21 protein-coding genes and 2 pseudogenes are annotated in these 23,866 nt (G+C 70.2%); 13 read left to right on the top strand and 10 right to left on the bottom strand.

Going from position 1 to position 23,866, the window contains the following annotated elements:
- Nucleotides 1-320 precede the first annotated feature (320 nt).
- Nucleotides 321-1,415: a winged helix DNA-binding domain-containing protein gene (locus ABWI07_RS33995; RefSeq protein ID WP_353821067.1), complete on the top strand. Its 1,095-nt coding sequence runs from the start codon at nt 321-323 to the stop codon at nt 1,413-1,415.
- Between the two features lie 76 nt (nt 1,416-1,491).
- Here the strand turns inward: ABWI07_RS33995 and ABWI07_RS33990 are convergent, their stop codons facing one another.
- The gene (locus tag ABWI07_RS33990) at nt 1,492-1,761 is read right to left on the bottom strand and encodes a hypothetical protein (RefSeq protein WP_149264495.1); all 270 of its coding nucleotides are present in this window, start codon (nt 1,759-1,761) and stop codon (nt 1,492-1,494) included.
- Between the two features lie 1,051 nt (nt 1,762-2,812).
- Between ABWI07_RS33990 and ABWI07_RS33985 the strand changes: the two genes are divergently transcribed.
- Nucleotides 2,813-3,568 (top strand): DUF2786 domain-containing protein, encoded by a 756-nt coding sequence (locus ABWI07_RS33985; RefSeq protein ID WP_235037396.1) that lies wholly within the window; start codon nt 2,813-2,815, stop codon nt 3,566-3,568.
- Between the two features lie 82 nt (nt 3,569-3,650).
- Here the strand turns inward: ABWI07_RS33985 and ABWI07_RS33980 are convergent, their stop codons facing one another.
- Nucleotides 3,651-3,863, bottom strand: coding sequence for a helix-turn-helix domain-containing protein (locus tag ABWI07_RS33980; protein WP_021594883.1), 213 nt, complete (start codon nt 3,861-3,863; stop codon nt 3,651-3,653).
- A 445-nt stretch (nt 3,864-4,308) separates the two neighbouring features.
- Here ABWI07_RS33980 and ABWI07_RS33975 point away from each other — a divergent pair, with 445 nt between their 5' ends.
- The gene (locus ABWI07_RS33975; RefSeq protein ID WP_353821066.1) at nt 4,309-5,259 is read left to right on the top strand and encodes a hypothetical protein; all 951 of its coding nucleotides are present in this window, start codon (nt 4,309-4,311) and stop codon (nt 5,257-5,259) included.
- Nucleotides 5,260-5,657: 398 nt separating this feature from the next.
- On the opposite strand, the pseudogene ABWI07_RS33970 reads toward ABWI07_RS33975, so the two are convergent.
- Nucleotides 5,658-5,809 (bottom strand): annotated as a pseudogene (locus ABWI07_RS33970) (IS256 family transposase); the annotation flags it as partial.
- 55 nt (nt 5,810-5,864) lie between these two features.
- On the opposite strand from ABWI07_RS33970, the gene ABWI07_RS33965 reads away from it, so the two are divergent.
- Both ABWI07_RS33965 and ABWI07_RS33960 read left to right on the top strand, forming a co-directional pair.
- Nucleotides 5,865-6,686, top strand: a complete 822-nt coding sequence (locus tag ABWI07_RS33965) for a phosphotransferase (RefSeq protein WP_353821065.1) — start codon at nt 5,865-5,867, stop codon at nt 6,684-6,686.
- 2,129 nt (nt 6,687-8,815) lie between these two features.
- Nucleotides 8,816-9,613, top strand: coding sequence for a hypothetical protein (locus tag ABWI07_RS33960; RefSeq protein ID WP_149264491.1), 798 nt, complete (start codon nt 8,816-8,818; stop codon nt 9,611-9,613).
- 269 nt (nt 9,614-9,882) lie between these two features.
- On the opposite strand, the gene ABWI07_RS33955 is transcribed toward ABWI07_RS33960, so the two are convergent.
- Nucleotides 9,883-10,668: a hypothetical protein gene (locus ABWI07_RS33955; protein ID WP_149264490.1), complete on the bottom strand. Its 786-nt coding sequence runs from the start codon at nt 10,666-10,668 to the stop codon at nt 9,883-9,885.
- 125 nt (nt 10,669-10,793) lie between these two features.
- On the opposite strand from ABWI07_RS33955, the gene ABWI07_RS33950 reads away from it, so the two are divergent.
- From ABWI07_RS33950 to ABWI07_RS33925, 6 genes are all read left to right on the top strand, one after another.
- Nucleotides 10,794-11,732, top strand: a complete 939-nt coding sequence (locus ABWI07_RS33950; protein WP_353821064.1) for an aldo/keto reductase — start codon at nt 10,794-10,796, stop codon at nt 11,730-11,732.
- A gap of 63 nt (nt 11,733-11,795) precedes the next feature.
- Nucleotides 11,796-12,704 (top strand): serine/threonine-protein kinase, encoded by a 909-nt coding sequence (locus ABWI07_RS33945; RefSeq protein WP_200842411.1) that lies wholly within the window; start codon nt 11,796-11,798, stop codon nt 12,702-12,704.
- A 467-nt stretch (nt 12,705-13,171) separates the two neighbouring features.
- Entirely contained in the window at nt 13,172-14,455 is a 1,284-nt protein-coding gene (locus ABWI07_RS33940) for a citrate synthase (protein ID WP_149264488.1), read from the top strand.
- A 142-nt stretch (nt 14,456-14,597) separates the two neighbouring features.
- Nucleotides 14,598-15,821: a cytochrome P450 gene (locus ABWI07_RS33935; RefSeq protein WP_149264487.1), complete on the top strand. Its 1,224-nt coding sequence runs from the start codon at nt 14,598-14,600 to the stop codon at nt 15,819-15,821.
- 139 nt (nt 15,822-15,960) lie between these two features.
- The gene (locus ABWI07_RS33930) at nt 15,961-16,875 is read left to right on the top strand and encodes a hypothetical protein (RefSeq protein ID WP_353821063.1); all 915 of its coding nucleotides are present in this window, start codon (nt 15,961-15,963) and stop codon (nt 16,873-16,875) included.
- Nucleotides 16,876-16,885: 10 nt separating this feature from the next.
- Complete coding sequence (locus ABWI07_RS33925; protein ID WP_353821062.1) at nt 16,886-17,536, top strand: nucleoside triphosphate pyrophosphohydrolase; 651 nt, start codon at nt 16,886-16,888, stop codon at nt 17,534-17,536.
- Between the two features lie 564 nt (nt 17,537-18,100).
- Here ABWI07_RS33925 and bioB read toward each other — a convergent pair.
- Nucleotides 18,101-19,261 (bottom strand): biotin synthase BioB, encoded by a 1,161-nt coding sequence (gene bioB, locus ABWI07_RS33920; protein ID WP_353821061.1) that lies wholly within the window; start codon nt 19,259-19,261, stop codon nt 18,101-18,103.
- A gap of 305 nt (nt 19,262-19,566) precedes the next feature.
- On the bottom strand, nt 19,567-19,797 hold the full coding sequence (locus tag ABWI07_RS33915; protein WP_149264484.1) for a hypothetical protein: 231 nt from the start codon (nt 19,795-19,797) through the stop codon (nt 19,567-19,569).
- A 149-nt stretch (nt 19,798-19,946) separates the two neighbouring features.
- Here ABWI07_RS33915 and ABWI07_RS33910 point away from each other — a divergent pair, with 149 nt between their 5' ends.
- Entirely contained in the window at nt 19,947-20,630 is a 684-nt protein-coding gene (locus ABWI07_RS33910) for an alpha/beta fold hydrolase (protein WP_353821060.1), read from the top strand.
- Nucleotides 20,631-20,806: 176 nt separating this feature from the next.
- Here ABWI07_RS33910 and ABWI07_RS33905 read toward each other — a convergent pair whose 3' ends face one another.
- The 3 genes and pseudogenes from ABWI07_RS33905 to ABWI07_RS33895 all read right to left on the bottom strand — a co-directional run bounded on the left by ABWI07_RS33905 (nt 20,807) and on the right by ABWI07_RS33895 (nt 21,903).
- A complete protein-coding gene (locus ABWI07_RS33905) occupies nt 20,807-20,917 on the bottom strand; it encodes a hypothetical protein (protein WP_353821095.1) in 111 nt (36 codons plus the stop codon).
- 120 nt (nt 20,918-21,037) lie between these two features.
- Nucleotides 21,038-21,164 (bottom strand): annotated as a pseudogene (locus ABWI07_RS33900) (DUF4291 family protein); the annotation flags it as partial.
- Between the two features lie 34 nt (nt 21,165-21,198).
- Nucleotides 21,199-21,903 carry a TetR/AcrR family transcriptional regulator gene (locus ABWI07_RS33895; protein WP_353821059.1) on the bottom strand — a complete coding sequence of 235 codons (705 nt, stop codon included), beginning with the start codon at nt 21,901-21,903 and terminating at the stop codon, nt 21,199-21,201.
- Between the two features lie 89 nt (nt 21,904-21,992).
- Here ABWI07_RS33895 and ABWI07_RS33890 point away from each other — a divergent pair, with 89 nt between their 5' ends.
- On the top strand, nt 21,993-22,889 hold the full coding sequence (locus ABWI07_RS33890) for a TIGR03620 family F420-dependent LLM class oxidoreductase (protein WP_353821058.1): 897 nt from the start codon (nt 21,993-21,995) through the stop codon (nt 22,887-22,889).
- Between the two features lie 316 nt (nt 22,890-23,205).
- Here the strand turns inward: ABWI07_RS33890 and ABWI07_RS33885 are convergent, their stop codons facing one another.
- Nucleotides 23,206-23,862, bottom strand: coding sequence for a response regulator transcription factor (locus ABWI07_RS33885; protein ID WP_353821057.1), 657 nt, complete (start codon nt 23,860-23,862; stop codon nt 23,206-23,208).
- Nucleotides 23,863-23,866 lie beyond the last annotated feature (4 nt).

The raw sequence follows: 23,866 nt of genomic DNA, 5'->3' as shown, positions 1-23,866 counted from the left end.
TCCGCGCGTCCACAGCGACTTGACCAGCACAGATGTGCACGGTCGGCCCCGCACTCGCACCAGAAGGTCCACGGACGGCCAGCACGGTGCGTGCCTCCTCGAACACGGAGACGGTTCCTGCTTCCGAGCAAGATCCATGTGCCCAGGGTCGGATGCGTGTGATGTCCGCCACGAGCGCGCGGAAGCCTGCCGCCCGGGCGTCCGATCCGGCCCCGGGCGCGCGCCGCTGCGGATCCATCGCAGGGGTCCCGGATCACTTATCTCTAGGGATGCCTCGTTCGGCGCTGCGTGCGGAGCGCCATTAACGGCATTCTGGACGGATGACAGAGACCCTCAGCACCCGGGCCCTCAACCGGGCCACGCTTGCGCGGCAGATGCTGCTCGCACGGGAGCCGATCCCCGCCGCCGAGGCGGTGGGACGGCTGTGCGGGATGCAGGCGCAGGAGCCCAAGCCTCCGTTCCTGGGGCTGTGGACGCGAGTCGAAGGGTTCCAGGCGTCCGATCTGCACTCCGCCTTGCAAGGCCGGTCGCTAGTGCGCGCCACGATGATGCGCGCCACCCTGCATCTGGTGACGAGCGCGGACTACACGGCGTTCCGTACATCGATGCAACCGATGTTGGACGGCGGCCTGCGGGTGCTGGGCGACCGCGCCAAGGGACTCGACCTGGAGAAGGTCGTCCCCGCCGCGCGCTCCCTCCTGGAGGCGGGGCCGCTCACGTTCAACGAGATACGCGCCGAGTTGCAGCAACTGTTCCCGGACGTGAACGAACGCGCTCTCGGCTATGCCGTCCGCCTGTGCGTGCCCCTGGTCATGATGCCCACCGAGGACAGGTGGGGCTTCCCGCGCACGTCGCGCTTCGCGCTGGCCGACTCTTGGCTGGACTCCGGGCCGGACGCCGAGAACGCGATCGACGAACTGATGCTCCGCTACCTGGCGGCCTATGGACCGGCGTCCCCCGCCGACGCGCAGACGTGGTCGGGGTTGTCCACGACCGGCGAGGCCCTGGAGCGCCTTCGCCCGAACCTGCTGACCTTCACCGACGACAAGGGCCGGGAGCTGTTCGACCTGCCGGACGCGCCGCGCCCCGGCGAGGACGTCCCCGCCCCCGCGCGGTTCCTGCCCGAGTTCGACAGCCTCGTCCTCGCGCACGCCGACCGCAGGCGCGTCATCGCCGACGACCATCGCCCCATGCTCACGACCAAGAATCTGCGCGTCCGCGCCGTGTTCCTGTGGGACGGGTTCGCGCGCGGCATCTGGGAGACGGAGTACAAGCGCAAGGTGGCCACGCTCCGGATGCGTCCGTTCGAGGCCCTCCCCCAGGCGGCCGTCGACGGACTGAGGACCGAAGGGGAAGCGTTGCTGCGCTTCATGGAACCGGACGCCAAGGAGACCGTCGTCACCGTCGAGGAGTGACGAGACCGCCTGGAGCCGTGCAGACGACAGCCCCCGGGCGATGGCCGGGGGCTGTCGGAGAGTCGAGAGGCCCGGGCTAGCCGGCGCCGTCCTGGCCGCGCATCTCCTCGACCACGACGCTCTGGTACGCGCGGGAGGTGTCCGGGACGTAGCTCAGCCGCGCCAGAGCCTTGCCGTCGTGGTCCCTTATCTCGAAGTGGTAGCCCTCGCCGGCCTCACCCACATGCGCCGCGGCCTGGTCGTGCCTGAGCCGGCACATGGTGTCGACCTTCTCGAGCGCCACCTTCAGGCTCCCCGCGTCACTGATGAGCCGCGCGGGCTCACTCGTCTCCCAGATCTCGAACATCAGTCGTGTCCTGTCGGCGGTCGGTCGGTCTGTCGGAAGGAACGGGCGGGGCATTCCAGACGTCTGGGACAGCTTGCGCCTATCTCATGGATCTTTCAATCAACCAAGGTATCGGATTGATCACTATTCGAAGTTGTCCACGCTCATAGTGTCATGTCCGCATGTGGCGACGGTCCACCCTTCCGCCGTCCAACCCGGTTCGGTACAGTCGGCCGCGCCGAACCGAACGTGACTCGGAATGAGACGCCCACTCCCCGCGCCCCCGCCCGGCCCGCGGGAGCCTTTGCTCATTCCGGCCGGAAGACGCCGAGCCTCGCCGCCGCCGGATGGCAGGATCGTCCTTCGGAGTGCTGTCGGACGGCGGGGAGTGGCGGTGCGGAAGACCTGGCGGTGCGGCACGACACCCGAAGCCTGGGCCACCCTCGCCGCCGAAGAGGCGGTGCGATCGCTCGCCCGCGGCGACCGCGCCGCGTTCCGGCGCCTCGTGGCCGAACTGACCGGCGGCCCCGCCGGCCCGGGCTGGACGAGTGCCGCCGACCGCTGCCTCACCGACCGGCTGCGGCACGCCGTCACCACCGCTTGGCGGCGCGGGTGGCAGCCCGCCGACCTGGTGCGCTTCACGACACGTCGGCACACGGCCCGGCACGCGCGGCTCTGCACGGACGCCATCGCCGACGAGAGGCGCACCTACCCCACCGGTGCCGTCGACGAGCGGTGGGAGGAGCAACTGGCGGCCCTTGGAGCCGGCGTGTGGTGGCCGGACGGCTCCCATTCGACCCACTGGTGCCACCGCGAAGGCTTCGAACGCGCGGATTACGTCACGTGCGCTCTAGAAGTCATCCACCTCTTGGAAACCCTCCCAAAGCTTCCTCCCATCACCCCGCCTCCCACGACCACTTCGGACACGAGCCCGCCCGGCGGAAGAGCATCCAGGGGCTATAGGACGGGTGCAGGCAGGTCCAAGTCAGGGTCGTCCAGTACGGGAGGGCCAGGGGCCGGGTCGGACCGAACTGCCACGGGCGCGTCCGATGCGGGGAAGGCCCATAGGGGGGTGCCTAGGCCCGGCGGCGAATCCGGTCAGCGGAGGCGCCGGAGGCTGGAAGAGGTCGATCAGCGGATCCTCGGTCGGGTCCGGGCTCTTCTGGCCAAGGCCGAATCGACCGAGTTCCCCGAGGAGGCGGAGGCGCTCAGCGCGCGCGCCCAGGAGTTGATGGCGCGGCACAGCATCGACCATGCGCTGCTCGCGGCGGAGACAGGCGACCTGAGCGGTCCAGACGGACGGCGTATCGCGATCGACAGTCCTTACGAGGCGCCCAAGGCGATCCTGCTGACGGTGGTGGCCGAGGCGAACCACTGCCGTGCGGTGTGGCACCGGGAGCTGGGGCTCTCCACCGTCCTCGGGTTCCCGGCCGATCTGGCCGCGGTGGAGATCTTGTTCACGTCCCTGCTGGTGCAGGCCACGTCCGCCATGGTGCACGCGGGTCCCAGGCGCGACGCGCGGGGACGGTCACGGACGCGTTCGTTCCGCCATGCGTTCCTCAACGCCTACGCCGTCCGCATCGGGGAGCGGCTGCGAGGAGCGGCGGACAGGGCGGCCGCGGACGCCGGCGGGAAGGATCTGCTTCCCGTGCTGGCGGCGCGCGACCAGGCCGTCGACCAGGCCGTCGACACGATGTTCCCGAACCTCGCCAAGGGGCGGGCGGGATCGGTCTCCAACTATGAGGGCTGGCTCGCCGGACGGGCGGCCGCCGACCTCGCCAGCCTGGACGGGCGCTCCGAGGTCACCGGAGCCTTCCGAGGTCCGTAGCGCGCGGGGCCCCCCCGGGGGGCGAGGGGGACGTCCGGCCATGTGCTCGCTTCTTCCTTGTCTCGCTGTGCTCGGGAGCGGGTCAGTCCTTCTTGCGCCGGGTGTTGCCGCCCCGGCCACGGAGCGGCACGCCCGCCTCCTTCAGGACGTTGTAGATGAATCCGTACGACCGGCCGGTCTCGGCGGCCAGATCGCGGATGCTCTCGCCGGCGGCGTACCGCGGAGCGAGCTCGGCGGCGAGCCTGGTGCGTTCGGCACCGGTGACACGGGTGCCCCTCGACAGTGTTCGAGCCACGGGGACCTCCTGATTCCAAGGCTGGGCGGCGGGGCCCGTCCCCGCAGCTCACAGCAGTGTTGATCTCCCCAACGTACACATTCCCCCCGATTGCTCCGTCGATGCCGCGCGAATCACCACGAATTCGGCCGAAGCTGGTCTTTTCCGTGGTGAACGGCGTGTCGGAACTAGACAGACGTGTCCGATACCGTCCTCGCTCGGTCGTTCCACCGGATCACCCCCTCCAGGAGCCCCAAGACCGGAACCATGCGTCCCTGAAGCCCCCATGGCTTCACCTCTCGCTGGCGTCCCCCTGGCCTGAGCGCCCCTAGGCCCCGACCACACCGGCGTTTCCCCGGGCTCCAGGACCCACCGATGCCGAGTTATCCACAGAACCGCGTTCTACAGCTTCTCGCCGGGACGGTCGCGCATGCTGGCCGGGTCCCGACAGGCGAGGAGGAGTCCCATGGCCACGATCACATTCCCGGTCCCGTCGACCACGACCTCGAGGTTCGCCGTGGCCGCCACGAGCATCCCCGGCGACCCGGCACCCCTTCTGAGGAGCGCGGAGGGCCCCTACCAGTCCCACATCGCGGGGCGTCTGGGCACACCCCAACTCCAGGTCGCCCGCGAGGCCCTCCCCGCCCTTCGCTGGGACCCGTGGCACATCAAGCCGTCCCGCCCGGACGACCGGCGACTCGCGCGGGCCTTCAACGACGCCGAGCAGTTCGCCGTCGTCACCGCGTTCGCCCCGATCACCGACCAGCCCAGGGCGGTCCAGGTGGCCCGAGCCGCCGCGTACGCCATCGCCGAGGCCACCGGCGGGATCATCGCCGACCTGGTCACGGGCCACGTCCTGACGCCGTCCGCCCAGGAGCGGACGCGTTTCGTGCTGGCCGACCGATGGCTGGGCGACGTCCTGCCGCCGTTCCGCGCCAACGGCCGCTGCACGGCCGCCGACCCGGGCAGGGATCCCGAAGGCGTCAACGGCTGCGCCTGCGTCCGGCTGCGCACCCGCGGCCTGCGGCGCTTCGGCCTCCCCGAACTCCAGATCACCGACGTCGCCTGCCCGCACGACCTCGCCGCCCTCAACGTCCTGCGCACCACCGCCCGCCGCCTCCTGACCGACCACTGGTCATGGCTGGCCACCGGCCCGGCCGTCGGAGACCGCACGATCCCCGACGTCCTCGACCTGTCCCAGACCGACTTCAACGACTTCTGGGGCACCACCCGCCGCGTCCGCCTGACCGCGCCCTCGCACTTCCAGGTCCACCTCTCCCCCCTGACCTCCCGCCTCATCGCCGTGGGTCCGCCCACCCACTTCGAAGGCACGGTCAACGACTGGCTCTGGGGCGACACCCTCCCCATGGGCATGCACGACTCCCAAGAAGCCCCCGCCCTTCCCACAGCCGCCTGAACGCCCCCACCCGGCAACTCCGTCAACCGGCCCGTCCACCAGACCCGACCAGCCCCTGCCCTCGAACAGCACCGCCCACCGACCACGAAGCGACTCAACGACCGGGCCTGTCGGGCCCGTCCAATCAACGGCAACCCACCTCAAGGCGGTGCAGACCTCTCTTGAACCACTCTCGCTGGCTGCTGTGACCGGGACTAGCGCCGTTAATGAGCCAGCCCGAGGAGCGGCAGGTGCAACTAGAGCGACCCGGCCCGGCCACAGCCTTGTTGATCTCGGCTGCAGACCGCGATCAACGCCACTGACCCAACAAGTTGATGTAACTCGATCTTGCGGGGGCTAGTCGCGGACGGCGCCGGCCGGGGCCGTCCAGCTAACGGTGTCATTCGATCTTGTGGGGTTCAGTTGTGGGCGGCCGGGCGGCCTTCGAAGGTGATCTCGAAGGCGTTGAGGGCGGCCTTCCACCGCTGCATCCAGCGTCTGCGAGCGGCGCCTCTGGCGGCCAACTCATGACCGCGAGGTAGACGCCCTTGAGTGCGGCCTGCTCGTGGGGAAGCGGCCGCGGGCATTGCCTGGGCGGTGTCATGGAGGGCTGGGATGCTGGCGACGTGAGGGATGACGAGGACGAGCCGCTCGTTGGCGGCCGGATGGCGCAGGGTGTCGTGCGTCGCGGCGAGCGGGTGCTACGCCCGCTGGGTCCCTGGTCAGAGGCAGTCCACGAGTATCTCCGTTACTTGGAGGGCGTGGGCTTTGCAGGTGCTCCCCGCGTGCTGGGCGTCGAGGGAGACCGCGAGGTACTGACATATCTGGACGGAGAGGTGGCCGTCGATCCCGCCTGGCAGCCGGGCCGCGGGCACCGGCTACCCGCGCACGCTCGCAGCGACCAGGCACTCATCCGCGCCGGGCGGCTCATCCGCGACCTGCACGAGGCATCGCGCGGATTCCGTCCGCGTCGCACCACCTACCGCTTTCATCCCTGCCCACCCCGCCCTGGCCAGATCATCTCCCATGGCGACCTCGGCCCCTGGAACACGGTCTACCGCAACGGTCTGCCCGCGGCGTTCATCGACTTCGACAGCGCAGGACCGGTCGATCCCGTGGACGAACTGGCCGCGGCCGCGTGGGCCTTCGTGCCGCTGGCACCCGACCGGCGCCTGCGCGAGGCCGGATTCGACCCGATCCCCGACCTGCCGGCCCGGCTGCGCTTGTTCGTGGACGCCTACGGCTTGCCCCATCGCCCAGCCGCCCTTTTGTCCGCCCTGCAACGGAGCGTCCTGACCAGGGTGGAGCAAATCGCCACGTGGCCGCTGTCCGCGGCCGACGCCGCCGGGTCCCTGGAGTTCCTGGCCAACGAGCTGCGCTGGTTCCACACGATGACCCCTGCCATCGAGCGCGCCCTAAACGGACCAGACGCCCCCAGCAGACCCTGATGATGGCGAGAAGAACACCGCGCGGGCTGCTCGAACGACCGACAACCTGCCGATGCCGCCGCGCGACGCAAGGACCGGAAAGATCTTCGCCAGCTGCTCGGCACCGGCCTGTCCAACGCCGAGATCGCCGGGCGCCTGGCAAGGCGGCGGCGCCGTCGCATCCGCACCCCCTGCCCGTCCTGCGGCCGCTGACTGCCCCAGCCCGGCCCTCGACCGAGCACACGCACGGCGCGCTCACAGGCCTCCCGCACCGCCGCCGAAACCGGGATGCGGCGGAGCGGACGGCGCGCCCGCAGGCCTCGCGCACGGCCGCCGGAACCGGGATGTGGCAGAGCTGTCGCTTGTCGGAACCTCAACGTTCGGCCTGGCATCACTCTCCGTGTCACCGTCGCTTGGGGCCGAGGCCCTACGGGCGGGAGGCAGCGTTGAGGGGACGGAACGGGCGATGTCATGTTGGACGGCTGCCGCGGTCCACGCCGCCGCTACGAGCACGTCCCTGAGCACTTCGCGCCTTGGTCCGCATTACCTCGCCCTCGACTAACAGGACTCGGCACGTCACAAGTTTGGCGCGGATCTGGTTTGTCGCTCTAGTCCGGCTCTATGAGATGAACACCGAGAAATATCGTGTTCACTGCATCGGCTGCGAAGGCACGCATCACGCTCCGCACCACCCGCCGCGGTGCAGGCTCCTCCCCTCCTCAAAGACCAGCGCCTTTATCGGAGAGACCGGCCGCTTCCCGCGTGGGCGAACATCAGTCCTTGGCCGCTTACTCGAATCTACGTCCTCGACTGTTGAGGCGGCGCTCCTGACCGAAGAGCCGCCGCTTGTACCAATTGGGAGCCAAGGTCGCATACCTCCCGCTTTCTACGCTGTCGCCGAGCGCCCCGAAATCGACTCTCTGCTGCCGATCGACATCGACCGCCCGCACCTTCAGCCCCAAGCGCACCCCCCATTCGCACCATCAGGGCCGGCCGTTTCCGACCAGGAGAACGACAGTCCGCACCCTCCTCATGAGGTGGTTCAATGGGAGCACGCAGGTGTGATAGAAATATCCGCCTTCACCCGATTCGGCCGTATCGACGACCTTCGCGGCCACCCAATACAGGTCTGGCCGCTCGCACCTCCCCGCCCACCGAAGGCAGGCCACGTGATCGGATGACTTGCCCAATGCATGTTCGCCCGGGACGTGCCGAATTGGGCGTTCCGATTCGCGTCAGGAGCACGTGGCACGTGGGCGATTTTGCGTGTCGGGGCGCAGTGACAGCGAGTGACAGTTTTGCGACCGCGCCGTCACCCCGGCATGCCAGCCGAGGAACTCCTCACGGAGGTCGATCATGTGCTGATCATGCAAATGTCATCGCCTGCGGACGTCTCATCAACGCTTCCCTCGTCGCGTATCCCTAAGAAATTCGCGGGAATTCGGCCCTCCGGCCGCCCGGCCGTCCCGGCGAGAGGCAGGCACCGACATTTCGGGATGAGCCGGGATATGACGTCCATATCAGTCGTGGCCGTCACGGCGACGGCGGCGCGGGATCGACGGAGCCGACTGTGGGCAATGTGCAACGCTCCGTAGCCAAAGTAGCTACGATCGGCATTCACACGGTGACCGACGCGATCCCCCGGGGCGAAGATGAACCGTTTCCTGGCACATCCCAAACTCGCCGTCGCCTTCAGCGAATGGCTCCGCTGCACCTGCGGGTTCCTGGGGTGCACCGCCATGGCCGGCGCCATCAGTATCGGCGCGGCGACCCCCTCCGAAGCGGCCGCCCGAACCGACCCTGAGCCGCACGGGCCCAGACCGCCGATCTGTCGTCACGCCATAGGTATCGGCGATCGGTTCGCCTCGCACAAGTGCATGGGGCCGTGGCTGTCGATGCCCGACAAGCCCCGGGGACGTCCGGGACACGGTCGGGATTTTCCTCACTGGTTCGACCGGTACGACAGCAGGAAACCCAAGAAGGAGCACAGGGCACCCCCGCCGCGCCCATCCGAGAAGCCGGCGCCCCGCCCGGCCGCGACCGGCGGCCCGAGAAGCGTGCCCCCGCCTCCCCGCCCACCCAAGAGCGCCAAGGTGCGCCGTCCTCCGGCACATCCCCCGGTACCGGTGCCTCCCCCAGCGCCGTCGCCGGTGCCGGCACCAACACCGGTGACGGCCCGCGAGCAGGCCGACGAGGTCGATTCACGGCCCTCCTCGCTGCAGCCGGTCCTGCTTCTCGGTCTCCTGCTCCCCGCCGCTGCGGCGATGTGCTATCCGTTCCGGCACCGCATCTACACCGCCGCCAATCCCGGCGTGTCCCCCCTTCCTGCGCCCAACATCCCGGACCCGCAGGCGGTGAGCGTCACCTACCGCCCCCTGCTCGACCCGTTCGGCACGGCGGCCACGGGCCTTGCGGGCCCGGGCGCCGGCTCCACCGCGCGGGTGCTGGCGCTGACGGCGCTCGACGAGCACGCCGACGACTCGCTCGTCGTCGTCCCGCGACCCGACGCCATCACCCTCTTCGGGCTGTCCGAGGACGAACTCCTCGACGACGACACCGCCGGGCTCTTCATCCCGGGGAACCTCGACGCCGCACTCGCCTATCTGGAGACCGAACTCGCCATACGCGAAAGGAGCGGCGTCACGCACGCGCGCCGTCTCCTTCTGGTCGCCGACTGCGCCCAGGAGGCCGACCGGATCGCAGCACTCCTCAAGCGCCACCCGGGCGCCGTGTTCGCGGTCCTCCTCGGCCCCTGGACGGGCGACCAGGCAACGGTCGACGACGAAGGCGCGGTCCAGGCCCCTCCCGCAGTGGCGTCCACCCTCCCCTCCCACCTCCCGGCGATGTCCCGCACCGAAGCCCGCGATCGCCTCCTGAAGACCTTGGCCCAGCAGAAGGACACCCGTAAGCCGCCTCCCCGGCGCCGCTCGATCTCCCGGCGCGGTTAGCACCCCCACACGTGCACACGGCAAGAGGTAGACGGCGCGGGACGGATGTGCCGAACGGCGCTGCCGTTCCCCGGGCCGAGGTCACCCGCGAAGGCCGCCCGGCGGCCGCTCGCCTCTGACCGAGACAAGATCGAGTCACGGCCGGAGAAGCTGGGGCTGCTCACCGGCGACAGGCAGTGCCGACCCACCCCCCGCACCCGCCGCGCCTCCACAGAGGGCACACCTCAGAACGGCGCCTCCCACACCTGTCAGGCCTGAGTGGGCGGGGCTTAGAGGGCAGGGCTTTCTTGTCGGGCCATCTCAGCCCTGATCGTTGTGAGGCTTCTCAACGCCCGTCCTAGAGCGCTGGTATCCGGAGGCTGCTCGGCGTCGCGGTCCACAAAGGCGGAGCAGCGGAGGAGCCAGGCGCGGACGACGTCCTCGGCGTGGGCCTCTGAGCGCCGCGTCCGGGCGAGGGCCAGATGGCGTTTCTCCTCGGCCACCTGGCGGGCAAGGTCCTCGTCCTCCCGCAGAGCCTGGACGTCGGAGAGCGCGTAACGGCCGAGCCTGTCCGCCGCCAGCCCGCGTTCGCTCGCGATCCGGTCGAACATCTTGCGGGGCCAGTCGAGGATGGTCGCCGCGCCACCGGCGTCGACGGTGTCGGTCAGCGGGCCCTTCCTGGCGGTGACGACCCGGCGCACGGTGCCGGGATCGAGCCGGTCCAGGTCGCGCAGCAGGTAGACGGGATGCCCGCGGAAGGCGCTGACGACGTTGAGGTCGCCCTGGGCGACCAGGACCTCGATGTCGCCGCGCTCGACGTCGAGGCCGACCCGCGCCGCCAGTCGGGCCGCGGCCCGTGCCGAACCGACCGGGGGCTCGGCGCCGAACCTGGCGACGATCTCCTCGCCCCGCCCGCGGACCTCCTCGGCGAGGGCGGCGGACCACCGGTCCTCCTCGAGGTCGGGCTTCGGGAGCAGGCCGTGCTCGAGGCCGAGGCGCAGTTGCCAGCGGGTGAGCCCGAGAAGCGCGGCGAGCTGGTTGGCGCCGTGATCGGCGCGAGTCGTCTGAGCAGGCATTGCCGGGCCCTTCTTGTCGCGATGACGTGGACGCGCATCAGCCTCGCGGAGGCGTGCCGCCGCAACGGCTAGAACGTGGTTCTGTGGATAACGGCCGCCGGGGCTCCACGTGCGAGGCTGGGGTCATGAACGCGATACGTCGGCTCGGGATCGGGCTCGCCGCCCTGGGGCGGCCGGCCTACATCAATGTGGGCAGCGCCGGGGAGCTCCCGCCTGGGCGGAGCGTGGAGGCCATGCGCGAGGCGACCTGGAGCGTCCTCGATGCCGCTTACGCCGCAGGCATTCGGTGGGTGGACGCCGCACGCTCCTACGGCAGGGCGGAGGAGTTCCTTGGGGGCTGGCTGGAGGCACGCGCCCCCGCGGGGGTTCACGTATCGAGCAAGTGGGGCTACGCCTACGTCGGTGACTGGAAGACCGACGCGGAAGTGCATGAGGTCAAGGAACACAGTCTCGACCGTTTCCAAGCGCAGTATGAGGAGACGCGCAGCCTGCTCGACGGGCATCTGTCCGTGTACCAGGTGCACTCGCTCACCGAAGAGAGTCCACTGTTCCAGGACGTCCCCCTCCAGGCGGCCCTGGCGCAACTGACGGCTGAGGGTGTTCGCGTCGGGTTCTCGACGTCCGGGCCAAGGCAGTCGGACACGATCAGGCGGGCGATGGAGTTGGAGGTGTCCGGTCAGAGGTTGTTCAGCACGGTCCAATCGACGTGGAACCTCCTGGAGACCTCTGCCGAGGACGCACTGCGCGAGGCCCATGGCGCCGGTCTGCATGTGCTGCTCAAGGAGGTGCTGGCCAACGGGCGGCTCGCCGTACGGGCGCCCGCGGAGGTGCGGGACCTCGCGGCTGAGCACGAGGTCGGGCCGGACGCCGTCGCCATGGCTGCGGCACTCGGCAGGCCGTGGGCTGACACCGTCCTCATAGGCGCGGTCAGCCCGGCCCAGTTGCAGGCCAACCTGGCGGTGACGGATGTGCGCCTTGGCGAGGGCGACCTGGAGGAGCTGGCAGGGCTGAGCGTCCCGCCGGAGCGCTACTGGGCCGACCGGAGTGCGCTCTCGTGGACGTGAGCGGTCGGACGAGCCCGTGCGCCGTGGCACGATTTGAGCACGCCCCACCATGATCGGATAGCCGTGTCCCTGCAGCCAGAACCCTCCCAGATGATCGGCCCGTACCGCGTGGTCGCCCGGCTCGGTTCCGGCGGGATGGGCGAGGTGTTCCTCGGGGCGTCGCCGAGCAGGCGCCTGGTCGCGGTGAAGGTCATCCGGGAGGAACTACTGGACGACCCCAGGTGGAGGGAGCGCTTCCGCCGTGAGGTCACCTCGGCTCGCTCGGTGAGCGGCTTCTACACGGCTCCCGTCGTCGACGCCGATCCTGACGCCGACCGGCCGTGGCTGGCGACCCAGTACATCCGCGGGGTGAGCCTCTCCAAGGTCGTCCGGGAGAAGGGGCCGCTGCAAGAGGAGTCCGCCTGCCGGCTGGGGGCCGGGCTGGCGGAGGCGCTCATCGCGATCCATCAGGCGGGGATCGTGCACCGCGACCTGAAGCCGTCGAACGTCCTGCTCGCCTCGGACGGTCCGAGGGTCATCGACTTCGGTATCGCTCGCCCCTTGGACGCGCGGCCGCTGTCGCGTACGGAGATCCTTGGGACGCCCGCATACATGTCGCCGGAGCAGGCCCTAGGCGATCCCGTCCATCCGGATAGCGACGTGTTCTCCCTCGGCTCGACGCTCGTCTACGCGGCGACCGGCGCGCCGCCGTTCGGCGGTGGGCACAAGGTCCGCGGACGGATCGTCCACGGCGAACCGGATCTCACCCTCCTGCCCGCTCCCATGCGGGGGCTCGTCACGCGCTGCCTGACGAAGGACCCTGGGGAACGTCCGACTCCAGAGCAGATCCTCGTCGCCCTGAGCACCTTGCTGGACGCGCACTACGGCGAGGAGTGGCCTCCCATGGACGTCGAGCAGTTGATCGACGTCCAGGAGCTGACACTGGTCGAGATGACGGCGGAGCAGCCGACCTTGCGTGAGCCGCGCCAGTAGGCCAGCCCCGTGGCCGGTCCCCGAGCGGACCGGCGATGGCGAACGCGCTGAGATTCTTCTCACTTCGTCGGCTCCGCAGGCACGGCGCCGAAAGGCCTCCATGGCATCCTCTCCCCCCGCGCGAGATCATGAGAACGCCTCGCCGGCCGACCGGCCGGCGAGCCGCGGACGGGGAGGGCGAAATCCGGTCGATCGCTCCTGACCGTCCGGCTTTCCGCCCAGGCCAGCCGGACCAAGCGTTCCGGGGTGACTCGTCCGGTTCCGGCACGCGGGCGGAGAGGCCCGGGGGCTCCGCCCACGCAAGCGACGGAGGGAGGGGCGTGACGAGAGGTGAGCGGCTCGCGCACCCGTGCCGCCGAACGGTCCGCCGTCGACGGGGACGGCCCGGATCAGCCCCCGTGATCACGTGGATACGATGAAGAACGGAACGTCTACGCAGGTGTGGACGCAGTTGGGAGTGAGCGAGTATGTCGGACTTCGAGCTCGACCACGCGGGCGGCCGCATGCCTCTGGAGGTCACCGAGGCGACCGAGGGCCCCTCGGGGCTGGTCGTGAGCAGCCTCCTCAAGGAGACGGGGCATGTCACGCTCGATCCGGGTTTCACCAACACGGCGTCCACCACGTCGGCCATCACCTACATCGACGGTGAGGCGGGGATCCTGCGCTACCGGGGCTACCCCATCGAGGAGCTGGCAGAGAAGTCCTCCTTCCTCGAGGTGGCCTACCTGCTGATCTACGGCGAGCTGCCGACGGCCGACCAGTTGAGCACGTTCACCGACAAGGTGCGCCACCACACCCTGCTGGACGAGAAGTTCCGCGCGTTCTTCTCCGCCTTCCCGCGCCGCGCGCACCCGATGGCCGTGCTGTCGTCCGCGGTCAGCGCCCTGTCGACGTTCTACCAGGACAGCCTCGACCCGTTCGACCCCGAGCAGGTCGACCGGTCCAGCATCCGGCTCATCGCCAAGCTCCCGACGATCGCCGCCTACGCGTACAAGACGTCCAACGGCCAGCCGCTGCTCTACCCGGACAACTCCCTCGGGTACGTGGAGAACTTCCTCCGCATGATGTTCGGCCTGCCCACGCAGCCTTACGAGATCGACCCGGAGATCGCGCGCGTCCTGGACATGCTGTTCGTCCTGCACGCCGACCACGAGCAGAACTGCTCCACCTCGACCGTGCGGCTCGTGGGCTCCAGCCAGGCGAACCTGTTCTCCTCGGTGTCCGCGGGCGTCGACGCCTTGTTCGGGCCTCTGCACGGCGGCGCCAACCAAGCCGTCCTGGAGATGCTGGAGCGCATCCACGAGAACGGCGACGACATCGACTCGTTCGTCGAGCGTGTCAAGAAGAAGGAGCCCGGCGTCAAGCTGATGGGCTTCGGGCACCGGGTCTACCGCAACTACGACCCCCGCGCCGCCGTCGTGAAGAAGGCCACCGGCAAGGTCCTGGACGCGCTCGGCAAGTCCGACCCGCTGCTGGACCTGGCCATGCGCCTCGAAGAGGTCGCGCTGAGCGACGACTACTTCGTCGAGCGCAAGCTGTACCCGAACGTCGACTTCTACACCGGCGTCATCTACAAGGCGATGGGGTTCCCGACGAACGCCTTCACGGTCCTGTTCGCCCTCGGCCGGCTCCCCGGCTGGATCGCCCAGTGGCGCGAGATGATGAACGACCCGTCCACAAAGATCGGACGTCCGCGCCAGGTTTACGTGGGACCGGGCGAGCGTCACTTTGTGGAGCTCTCCGCTCGCTAACTGTGGCTTTGCCGGGCGGCGGCCCGGTGAGCGCGGACGATCGCGCGCGGGCGGGGTCCCACCCCGCCCGCGCATGATCGTCTTCTCGGGGGCGACGGGGTTAGCCTGTGGGCGACGACTCCCCAGCGGAAGGCGCTCCCCCATGCCCTCCATCGCCGAGAGCAGCCTCGTCAGCCTGGACTTCTGGGCGAGACCGCAAGGCGAACGCGACGAAGTGTTCGCCTCCCTGCGGGCCGCGGAAGGGCCGGTCTTCTGCCCCCTGCCGGACGGCCAGGGCTTCTACGCGATCACCCGTTACGAGGAGGTCGCCGAGGCCAGCCGGAACCCCCAGGTGTTCAGCTCCCAGCCCACCGCGGTCAGCCTGGTCGATCCGCCCCCTCAGGTCGTCCGCTACAGCGGCTCCATGATCAGCATCGACGACCCGCGGCACGCGCGGCTCCGCCGGATCGTCTCCCGCTCGTTCACGCCGCGCCTCGTCCAGCGGGTCACCGGGGACGTCGCCGTCCTCGCCCGCCGCATCGTGGACGAGCTGACCGAACGCGGCCAGTGCGACTTCGTGGAGCACGTCGCCATGCCGATGCCCTTGCAGATCATCTGCTCCATGATGGGCATCCCGGAGTCGGCGTACGACGACGTCATCGACGCCACCAACCTCATCATCGCCCTCGGCGACCCCGACTACGAAGGGCCTGAGGGGAAGGACCGCGCGGCAATCCTCGCCGAGAAGTTCTCCCTCCTGCACGCGCTCATGGCCGACCTCGGACGGCTGCGCCGGGAGAAGCCCGCCGACGACCTCGTCACGGCGCTGACGCACGCCAACGTGGACGGCGAGGCCCTCGACGACCTCGACCTGGGACGCTTCTTCGCACTGCTGGTGGTGGCCGGCAACGAGACGACGCGGAACGCGCTGTCGCACTCCCTGACCCTGCTCACCGACAACCCCGGGCAGCGGGACATCCTCCTCGCGGACCTCGACGTGCGGCTTCCGGCCGCCGTCGAGGAGATCGTCCGCTACGCCACCCCCGTGACGTGGATGCGCCGCACACTGACCCGCGACCACGAGCTGGGCGGGCACGTCTACCGCGCCGGCGACCGGGTGATCCTCTACTACAACTCGGCGAACAGGGACGACGGCGTCTTCAAGGACCCGTACGCGTTCGACGTCCTGCGCTCTCCCAACCCCCACTTCGGTTTCGGCGCCCCCGGACCGCATTTCTGCCTCGGCGCGCACCTGGCCCGCCGTGAGATCACCGTGCTGCTCCGCGAGCTGTACACGCGGCTGCCGACCCTGCACGCCACGGCGCCTCCCGTCCGCCAGCGGACGAGCTTCATCAACGGGATCAAGTCCGTCCCCTGCGCGTTCTGACCTCGGAGCGGAGGAGCCCGCACGTGCCGCGCGGACGTCGGCGCGCGTTATCCACAGAATCTCGTTCTCCTCGTTCCGTCCGGCGGCCTCCTCGAAGCTGAATCTCGCACGCCGGTCCAACGGCCCCGAGGAGGCTGCAATGCGCGTCACCATCACGGTCCCCGAAGAGACGACCGCCGATTTCGTCGTCGCGACCGACAGGAACCCCGGCGACCTGTCGGCGGCGATCCTCCGGAGGTTCTCCGGCTCCTTCGCGGCGGCGGTGTCGGAACGGCTCGGCTCGCCCCGCCTCGCGCTCGCCTGCCACCCCGCCGCCGCCTCCCCGTGGGACCTCTCCGGCGTCACCGGTGCGGACGCCGACGACGTCGAACGGCTGCGCCGAGCGACGACGCACATCGCCGTCACCTCGGTCCTGCCGGCCGGTGACCTGCCGTTAGGGCCGCACCTCGCCCGCGCCGCGACGAAGGCGATCGCCGAATCGCTCTGCGGCGTGCCCGTGGACCTCGCCTCGCGCCAGGTCCTGCCCGTCGTCCCCTTCGGGAGATTCGAAGATTTCGCTCTCGCCGACGACTGGCTGGGCACCACCCTGCCGCCCTACCGGAACTCCGGCCGCTGCACCGCCGACGAGGAGGACATCGACGGCTGCGCCTGCGTCCACCTCACGACACGGGGGTTGGGCCGGTTCGGACTGCCCGAACTCCAGATCACCGGCGTCGCCTGCCCGCACGACCTGGCAGCGCTCAACGTACTCCGCACGACCGCCCAGCGGCTGCTGCCCCTCGGCAGGCACCCGGGCGAGCACACCCTGCCCGCGGAACTGCTGCTGACGAGCGCCGACTTCTCCGCGTTCTGGGGAAACCGCGACCCCCTGTGGGACGACGGACCCATCGCGGTGCGCCTCATCGAGGTGACGCCCCGCCGCCTGGCCATACGTCCGCCCGCGGACTTTCCCGGCACATTGAACGAGTGGCTATGGGACGAACTCCCGCCCGTCCTGCACGAACTGCTCAGCTGCGAGCCGGACCACGCCATGGCGAGCCATCCGAGTGGCTAACGTCGCCGGCATGGAGAACGAGCAGGCACCAGGGTCGCTCGCGAGAGCGCTGGCGGATGTGGCGGCCGAACGCGAAGCCCAGGACCGGACGTGGGGCGTCCAGGCGTTCCCGGACGGCACCGGCCCGGGCTTCACCGCACGAGCTGAGGAGGCGAAGCAGGAATGCGTTGCGGCAGGAGCGCGTGGGGAGCTGACATGGCGTCACATCCTCGCCGAGGAGTTCTTCGAAGCGCTGGCCGAGTCCGCCCCGGAAAGCCTCCGTAACGAACTGGTCCAGACTGCGGCGGTCGCCGTCCAGTGGATCCAGTCCCTGGACAGGCGCCACGGCGGCACGGTGCACCAGACCAAGGAGAATGTCCGGGCCGAGAAGCTCGTCCGTGATCGGATACCCGACATCATCCGGGAAGCGGGCCGGACCCCGGAGACACGGATCGCGGCCCATCACGAGCAAGCGTCCCTGCTACGCGCCAAGCTCTACGAGGAGGCCGGCGAGTACGTCGCGACCAGCGACCCCACGGAGCTCGCCGACCTTCTGGAGGTACTCCACGCCCTCGCCTCCCTCCACGGCCTCACCCCCGACCAATTGGAAGACCAGCGCGCCGCCAAGGCCGCAGAACGAGGAGCCTTCTCCAAACGCCTCGTCCTCCGCCTCCCCCACTAGCCACGCCCCCTTAGGAGGCGCCTCCTCGAATGCGTCCCGCCCATGGAGACACCTCGCCTATGGATGCCGGCCCCACATGGATGAAGGCGCGCCCGTGCGACCGCCCCCACCAATGAAGACGACTCGCCCGCGAAACGTCCCCGCCTCCAGAGGCGCCCCGCCCGTACAACCGCCCGCGAACCTCTGCAGATGCCCCACCCATGCCACCGCCGCCCGCCTCCAAAAAGCCCGCTCACGCGAGTGCCCGCCCGCCTCGTGAGGTGATCCACCCGTACAACCGCCACCCACCTGTGGGGGCCCCGTACGGCCGCCCGCCCACCCCTGCAGGCCCCCCACCCATGCCCCCGCCGCCCACCTCCGGAGGCGCCCGCTAATGCGAGCGCCCGCCCGCTTCTGAAGGTGCCCCGCTTGTGAGCGCCCCCTGGTGCAGGCGCCGCCGCGTGTGAGGGCTCTCTGGTGCAGGCGACCCGTGCGACGGCGGCCGGGGTGAATGCGGGGCCGGAAGGGCTGGGGTGAGATCGACGGGGGTGATGTTCGGGCAGCGCCGGGGGTAGGTCGCGCGGGTCAGGCGTTGGGGGGCAGGTTGGTGCCTGCTCCTCGGCGGCGTACCGCGACCAGGCCGGTTCGGGCAGGCCCTGGGAGCTGCGCGGGGCGAGCGTCGCCGTCGTCGCCGATGTCCTCCCGATCGGGTGCGGCATCGGACACGGGGGCCTTCGATCGCCTTCGGTGTTCGGGAAGTGTGGCGGTAGCCGCACCTTCCACCTCGAAGCCCGCGTCGGCGATCATGTCGAGGTCCGCCTTGCCGGCCTGCCCCTCGCTGGTCAGGTAGTCGCCCAGGAAGATCGAGTTGACCACGTGCAGCGCCAGGGGCTGGAGCGTTCGCAGATGGATCTCCCGCCCGCCGGCGAGACGCACCTCCACGTCCGGGCAGACGAAACGCACCATCGCCAGGATCCGCAGGCAGCGCTGCGGGGTGAGGGCCCATTTCTCGGCCATCGGCGTCCCGTCGAACGGGATCAAGAAGTTCACCGGGACCGAGTCCACGTCCAGGTCGCGCAGCGCGAAGACCACGTCCACCAGGTCCGCGTCGCCCTCCCCCATGCCGGCGATCAGCCCGGAGCACGCCGACAGGCCCGCCGCCTTGGTCTGCCGGACGGTGTCGACCCGGTCGCCGAACTCGTGCGTGGTGCAGATGTCCGCGTACGCGGCTTCGGCGGTGTTCAGATTGTGGCTGTAGGCGTCGACGCCGACCTCCCGCAGCCGCCCGGCCTGCGCGCCGGACAGCAGCCCAAGACAGGCGCAGATCTCCACATCCTCGTCGCGTTCTTTGATCGCGTCGATGATGCCGGCGACCCGTTCCACGTCCCGGTCGGTCGGGCCACGTCCACTGGCCACCAGGCACAGGCGTTTGGCGCCACCGGCCACGCCCGCTTCCGCCGCCGCGGCCGCCTCGTCGGGCTTCAGCCAGGTGTAGGTCAGGACGCCCGCCTCCGACCCCAGCCGTTGAGAGCAGTACGAGCAGTCCTCAGGACAGAGCCCCGACTTCAGGTTGACCAGGTAGTTCAGCTTGACCCGGCGCCCGAACCAGTGCCGCCGTACCTTGCCGGCGGCCGCCACCACGTCGAGCAATTCGTCATCGGAGGTTTCCAGCACCGCGAGCGCCTCGGCCCGGGACAGCGGCTCACGGCGCAATCCCTTGCCGACCAGAGTCTCCAGCAGGTCCATGGCGCCGATCCTGGCCTCCTGCGCACGCCCCGCCAAGGCCCGCACCGTACAAGAAGGTCGATCAAGATCTGTCGATCATCTCAGCGCGAGGCACCCGCCTCCCCATAGCCGAGATGGAGTGGCGAAGGGACGGTCGCGAGGCCCTGGGCATCGGAGCGGACATGCCACTGCACCCCAGCCACCCCCCAGCCCCTCCCGCACGTCCCACGACGACAGATCCACGGCCCCAGCGGCGAAGCACGACTGCCACGTCCTGCGCATCGCGAGCGGACATGACCGAGGCGGGCGTTTACCAGGTGGGAGGGTCAGGGCCAGACCTGGTGGAGGGTCCAGGGGCCGGGCTGGTGGGGGGCGATGACCTCGGCGATTGCGAGGCCGTCCGGTGTCGCCACCTGGAGGCGGTAGAACCTCGCCTGGCCCGGGGCCTGCCATTCCTCAAGGACCCGGCGCACGCGGTAGCGGCCGCGGGGGCCGGTGATCTGGGAGGGGCGGCCCGTGGGCGTGGTCTCCGCCGAGACCGGTTCGTCGATCAGCACGAGACGACAAGGTAGTCCGAACACACGTTCGAAGCGAACCCGACACGCCGTGGCGGCCGACGGAAGCACCGTCCCGCCCCTGGCTCTGGACCTGATTGTCCGTGGGGGGCGCTACCGTCGCTGTCGTCGGACTACGGAGGACGATGACCATGGCGACCTACACACTCATCCCCGGAGCGGGGGGCCAGGCCTGGTACTGGCACCGGCTGGTACCAGAGCTGCGGGCGCGAGGACACGACGTCGTGGCCGTCGACCTTCCCGCCGGTGATGACTCCGCGGGCCTGGCGGAGTACGTCGACACCGTGCTCGAGGCGATCGGCGACCGCAGGGACCTCATCCTGGTGGCGCAGTCGATGGGCGGCCTCACGGCACCGCTCGTCTGCGAGAGGCTGCCGGTCGACCTGCTCGTGCTGCTCAACGCCATGGTCCCGTCGCCAGGCGAGACGGGCGGCGAATGGTGGGAGAACACCGGGCAGGCGAAGGCGATGTCCGACCAGGCGGTCCGTGATGGACGGACGCCGCCCGCCGAGTTCGACGCCGAAGAGTACTTCTTCCACGACGTGCCGGACGAAGTGAAGGCGGTGGCGCTGTCGCAGGAGGCTCCGCAGTCGGCCACCCCGTTCACAGAGCCGTGGCCGCTCCACAAGTGGCCCAGTACTCCGACCGTCTTCCTGCAAGCACGCGACGACCGCTTCTTTCCACTGGACTTCCAGCGGCGGGTGGTGGGCGAACGGCTGGGCATCACCGTTGACGAGATGCCCGGCGGGCACCTCGTCGCACTGAGCCGTCCCCGAGAATTGGCCGACCGCCTGGAGACCTACCGCACGCGATGACGGGCCCCCGCGGCCATCCGGAGACCCGCGGGGGTTTGGGTCATGGACTACCAGGCCCCTCCCCGTCACCTGGATGAGCGAGGAGAACGCCTGCGGTGCGGCGCATGTCGTGACGAGGTCTGTTGTCACGCTGGCCCGGCGGGTGGGGGCGTTCGGTTTCGACCAGGCCGCGCTTGCTAGGACGCTCCCAGCCGTTCGGCCAGGGCGGGCGCCAGCGGGTACGGGCGTTCCTCGGGGAGGAGCGCTCTGGCCTGGGGGATCCGGCCGGCCTGGCGGAGTCCGTGGATCTTGCGGACCAGCGGGGTGCGGTCCTCGATGCCGATGATCCAGTCGTCGACGTAGCGGCTTGCGGGTCCAGTTGCTGCGGGCCATGAGCCACAGGAAGGACGGCTTGATCCAGGTCATGCGGTGCCGGGAGAACGGCGGGACGAACGTGCCCTGCCTCGCCGCCGGACCGCCGATCTCGGGGGCGTACGCCTGGTAGACGGTGATCGAGTCGCGGTCGTAGCAGGCACGGATCTCGCGTGTGCGCATGATCCCGCCAGGGTGGCGCGGGGCTCGCTGCGGCTCAACCGGTTTTCCTCCGGCGGTGGGCCTTCTGGCGGCAGGCGGCGCCGCAGAACCGGGCGGGGCGTCCCGTCGGCGCCGAGGTGAGCGGCTTCCCGCACACCTCGCAGCACCTTTCGTTACGCGATTCGGGCAGCGTTTCGTCGTCTTTCGTTACGGGACGGAGAGCATCGCACGCCAGCGCCGTCATGCGTCCGGGCCGGCCATCGGGGCGCCGCTGGCGTTCCATCAGCATGGCGCCGACCATGAGGGCGCGGACATCGTGGACGTCGACGTCCGAGCGGACCGCGCCCGCGTCCTGCGCCCGTCGCAGCAGACCGCCCAGGGCCGAGGCGAACTGCTCGTCCATGCCTTGGACGTCCAGCGTTCGCAGGTCCGCGGCCAAGGCGTCGCACAGGGCGTGGTTGAACATCGCACGCTCCACGACCCACATCAGGAAGCCGTAGAAGGCCTCTCCGGGATCATCTGCGTGGACGAGCGCCTGCGCCTCGTCCACGATCCGCTCGATGCGGTCCGAGACGACCGCCTGGAACAGGACCTCCTTGGTCGGAAAGTGGCGGTAGACGGTCCCTGCTCCGACACCGGCCCGGCGGGCGATGTCGTCGAGCGGGACGAGGCGGCCGTCCGCGGCGAAGGCCTCGAACGCGGCCTGGAGGATGCGCTCGCGGTTGCGGCGCGCGTCGGCGCGCAGCGCGCGTTCGCTCACCCGGCACCTCCTTCGTCGGGGTTGACAAGCGGGGCGGACGTTCCGGTACCGTCCTAAGCGGGTTAAGCGTTCCGATTATAGGAGGACCGATGACGGCGGTGGACGAGGCTCGCGCCGCGCTCGGCAGGATCGGCGTCGGGCTCGTGACGCCCATCGCGCCGGCGGACGAATGGCGGCGTGCGGCGCAGCGCGTCGAGCGGGCGGGCTACGGGTCGATATGGGTGAACGAGGCGATCGGCGGGCGGGAGGTGTTCACGCAGCTCAGCGTGATGCTGGCTGCGACCGAGCGGATCGTTCTCGGCTCGGCCGTCGCGAACCTGTGGGCACGGCATCCCGCCACCATGCAGGGTGCGGCGTCGGTCCTGGCCGACGCCTACCCGGGGCGCCTCGCGCTCGGTGTGGGCGTCAGCATGGGCGCGATCGTGGAGCAGAGCGGGCAGAAGTGGACAAGCCCGCTGACCCGGATGCGCGAATACCTCGACGGCATGGACGCGGCCGTCGACGCGGCGCCCGTACCCGAGAAGCCTTTCCCGCGGCTGCTCGCGGCCCTCGGGCCGAAGATGCAGGAACTGGCCCGCGACCGCGCGGACGGCGCTCTCCCCGCTGCGATGCCCGTCGAGCACACCCGGCAGGCCCGGGAGAGGCTCGGCGACGACAAGCTCCTCATCGCCATGCAGAGCGCCATCCTCGAGACTGACCCGGCGAAAGCACGCGGTATCGCAAGAGGGACGCAGATGTTGGCGATTCCGGGCTCCCCTTACGTCCGCTCCCTCAAGTCGCTCGGATACGGCGACGAAGCGCTCTCCGGCGGCGGCTCTGACGAGGTCATCGACGCCTGCTTCATCTGGGGCGATGAGACCGCCATCGCCAAGAGGGTCCAGGAGCACCTGGACGCGGGAGCCGACCACGTCTGCGTCACGGTCTTCACTCCGGACCTGTCCTCGGCCGCCGACCATTTCGAACGCCTGGCCCCCGCCCTGCTCTGACGACCGTCCCGGCCACGCGCCTGCCCAGCGCCGCCCAAGGCCTCAAGCCCGTGCCTCCGGACCGCCGGGTCGGCTTCTTACCCGGTGGCACATGGGCCACGACAACCGACCGGTCCGGCCTGAGCGGGCTCAACCGGACCTCCTGCTCGCCCGCCGCACGGCCCGGCCCCCGCCCAGCGCGGTCCCGCACGGATCTCAAGAGGCCACAGCCCTGCACGGCACAGGTCGCACTGCGCGGTCCTGCACAGCGCGGCCCGGCGAGAGTTACACCGCGCGGGCGGCACCCCAGGGCTCGCACGGCGCGGCTCGCACGGGGTCAGCGGGGGCGAATCAGGCCGGTTTCGTAGGCGGTTATGACCAGTTGGGCGCGGTCGCGGGCGTGGAGTTTGGCCAGCAGGTGGCCGATGTGGGTCTTCACGGTGGCGGGGCTCAGGTGGAGGTGCTCGGCTAGCTCGGTGTTGGACAGGCCGCGCGCGATGAGGGTGAGGACCTCGCGCTCGCGGTCGGTGAGTGCGTCGAGTCCGGCGGGCGGCGGCTGGGCGGGGCCGGGGCGGCGGACGAACTCGGCGATCAGCCGGCGGGTCACCGACGGGGCGAGCAGGGACTCCCCCGACGCGACGACGCGGATCGCGGACAGCAGGTCGGCGGGCGGGGTGTCCTTCAGCAGGAACCCGCTCGCCCCCGCCCGCAAAGCCGAGTAGACGTAGGTGTCCAGGTCGAACGTCGTGAGGATCAGGACCCGGACGCCCGGCAGTTCGGCGCAGATGCGCTGGGTGGCCTCGATGCCGTCCATCTCGGGCATGCGGACGTCCATCAGGACGACGTCCGGGCGCTCCCGGGCGGCCAGCTCGACGGCCTCGGCCCCGGTGCCGGCCTCGCCGACGGTGCGGAGGCCGGGCGCGGTGTCGATCAGGACGCGGAAGCTGCCGCGCAGCAGGGCCTGGTCGTCGGCGACGAGGACGCTCAGATCCAACGGG

It is taken from the genome of Actinomadura sp. NPDC000600 (assembly GCF_040492135.1).
Lineage (GTDB): Bacteria > Actinomycetota > Actinomycetes > Streptosporangiales > Streptosporangiaceae > Spirillospora.
Note: the sequence above shows the minus strand (reverse complement) of the source record. Positions and strands in the feature narration are given on the sequence as shown.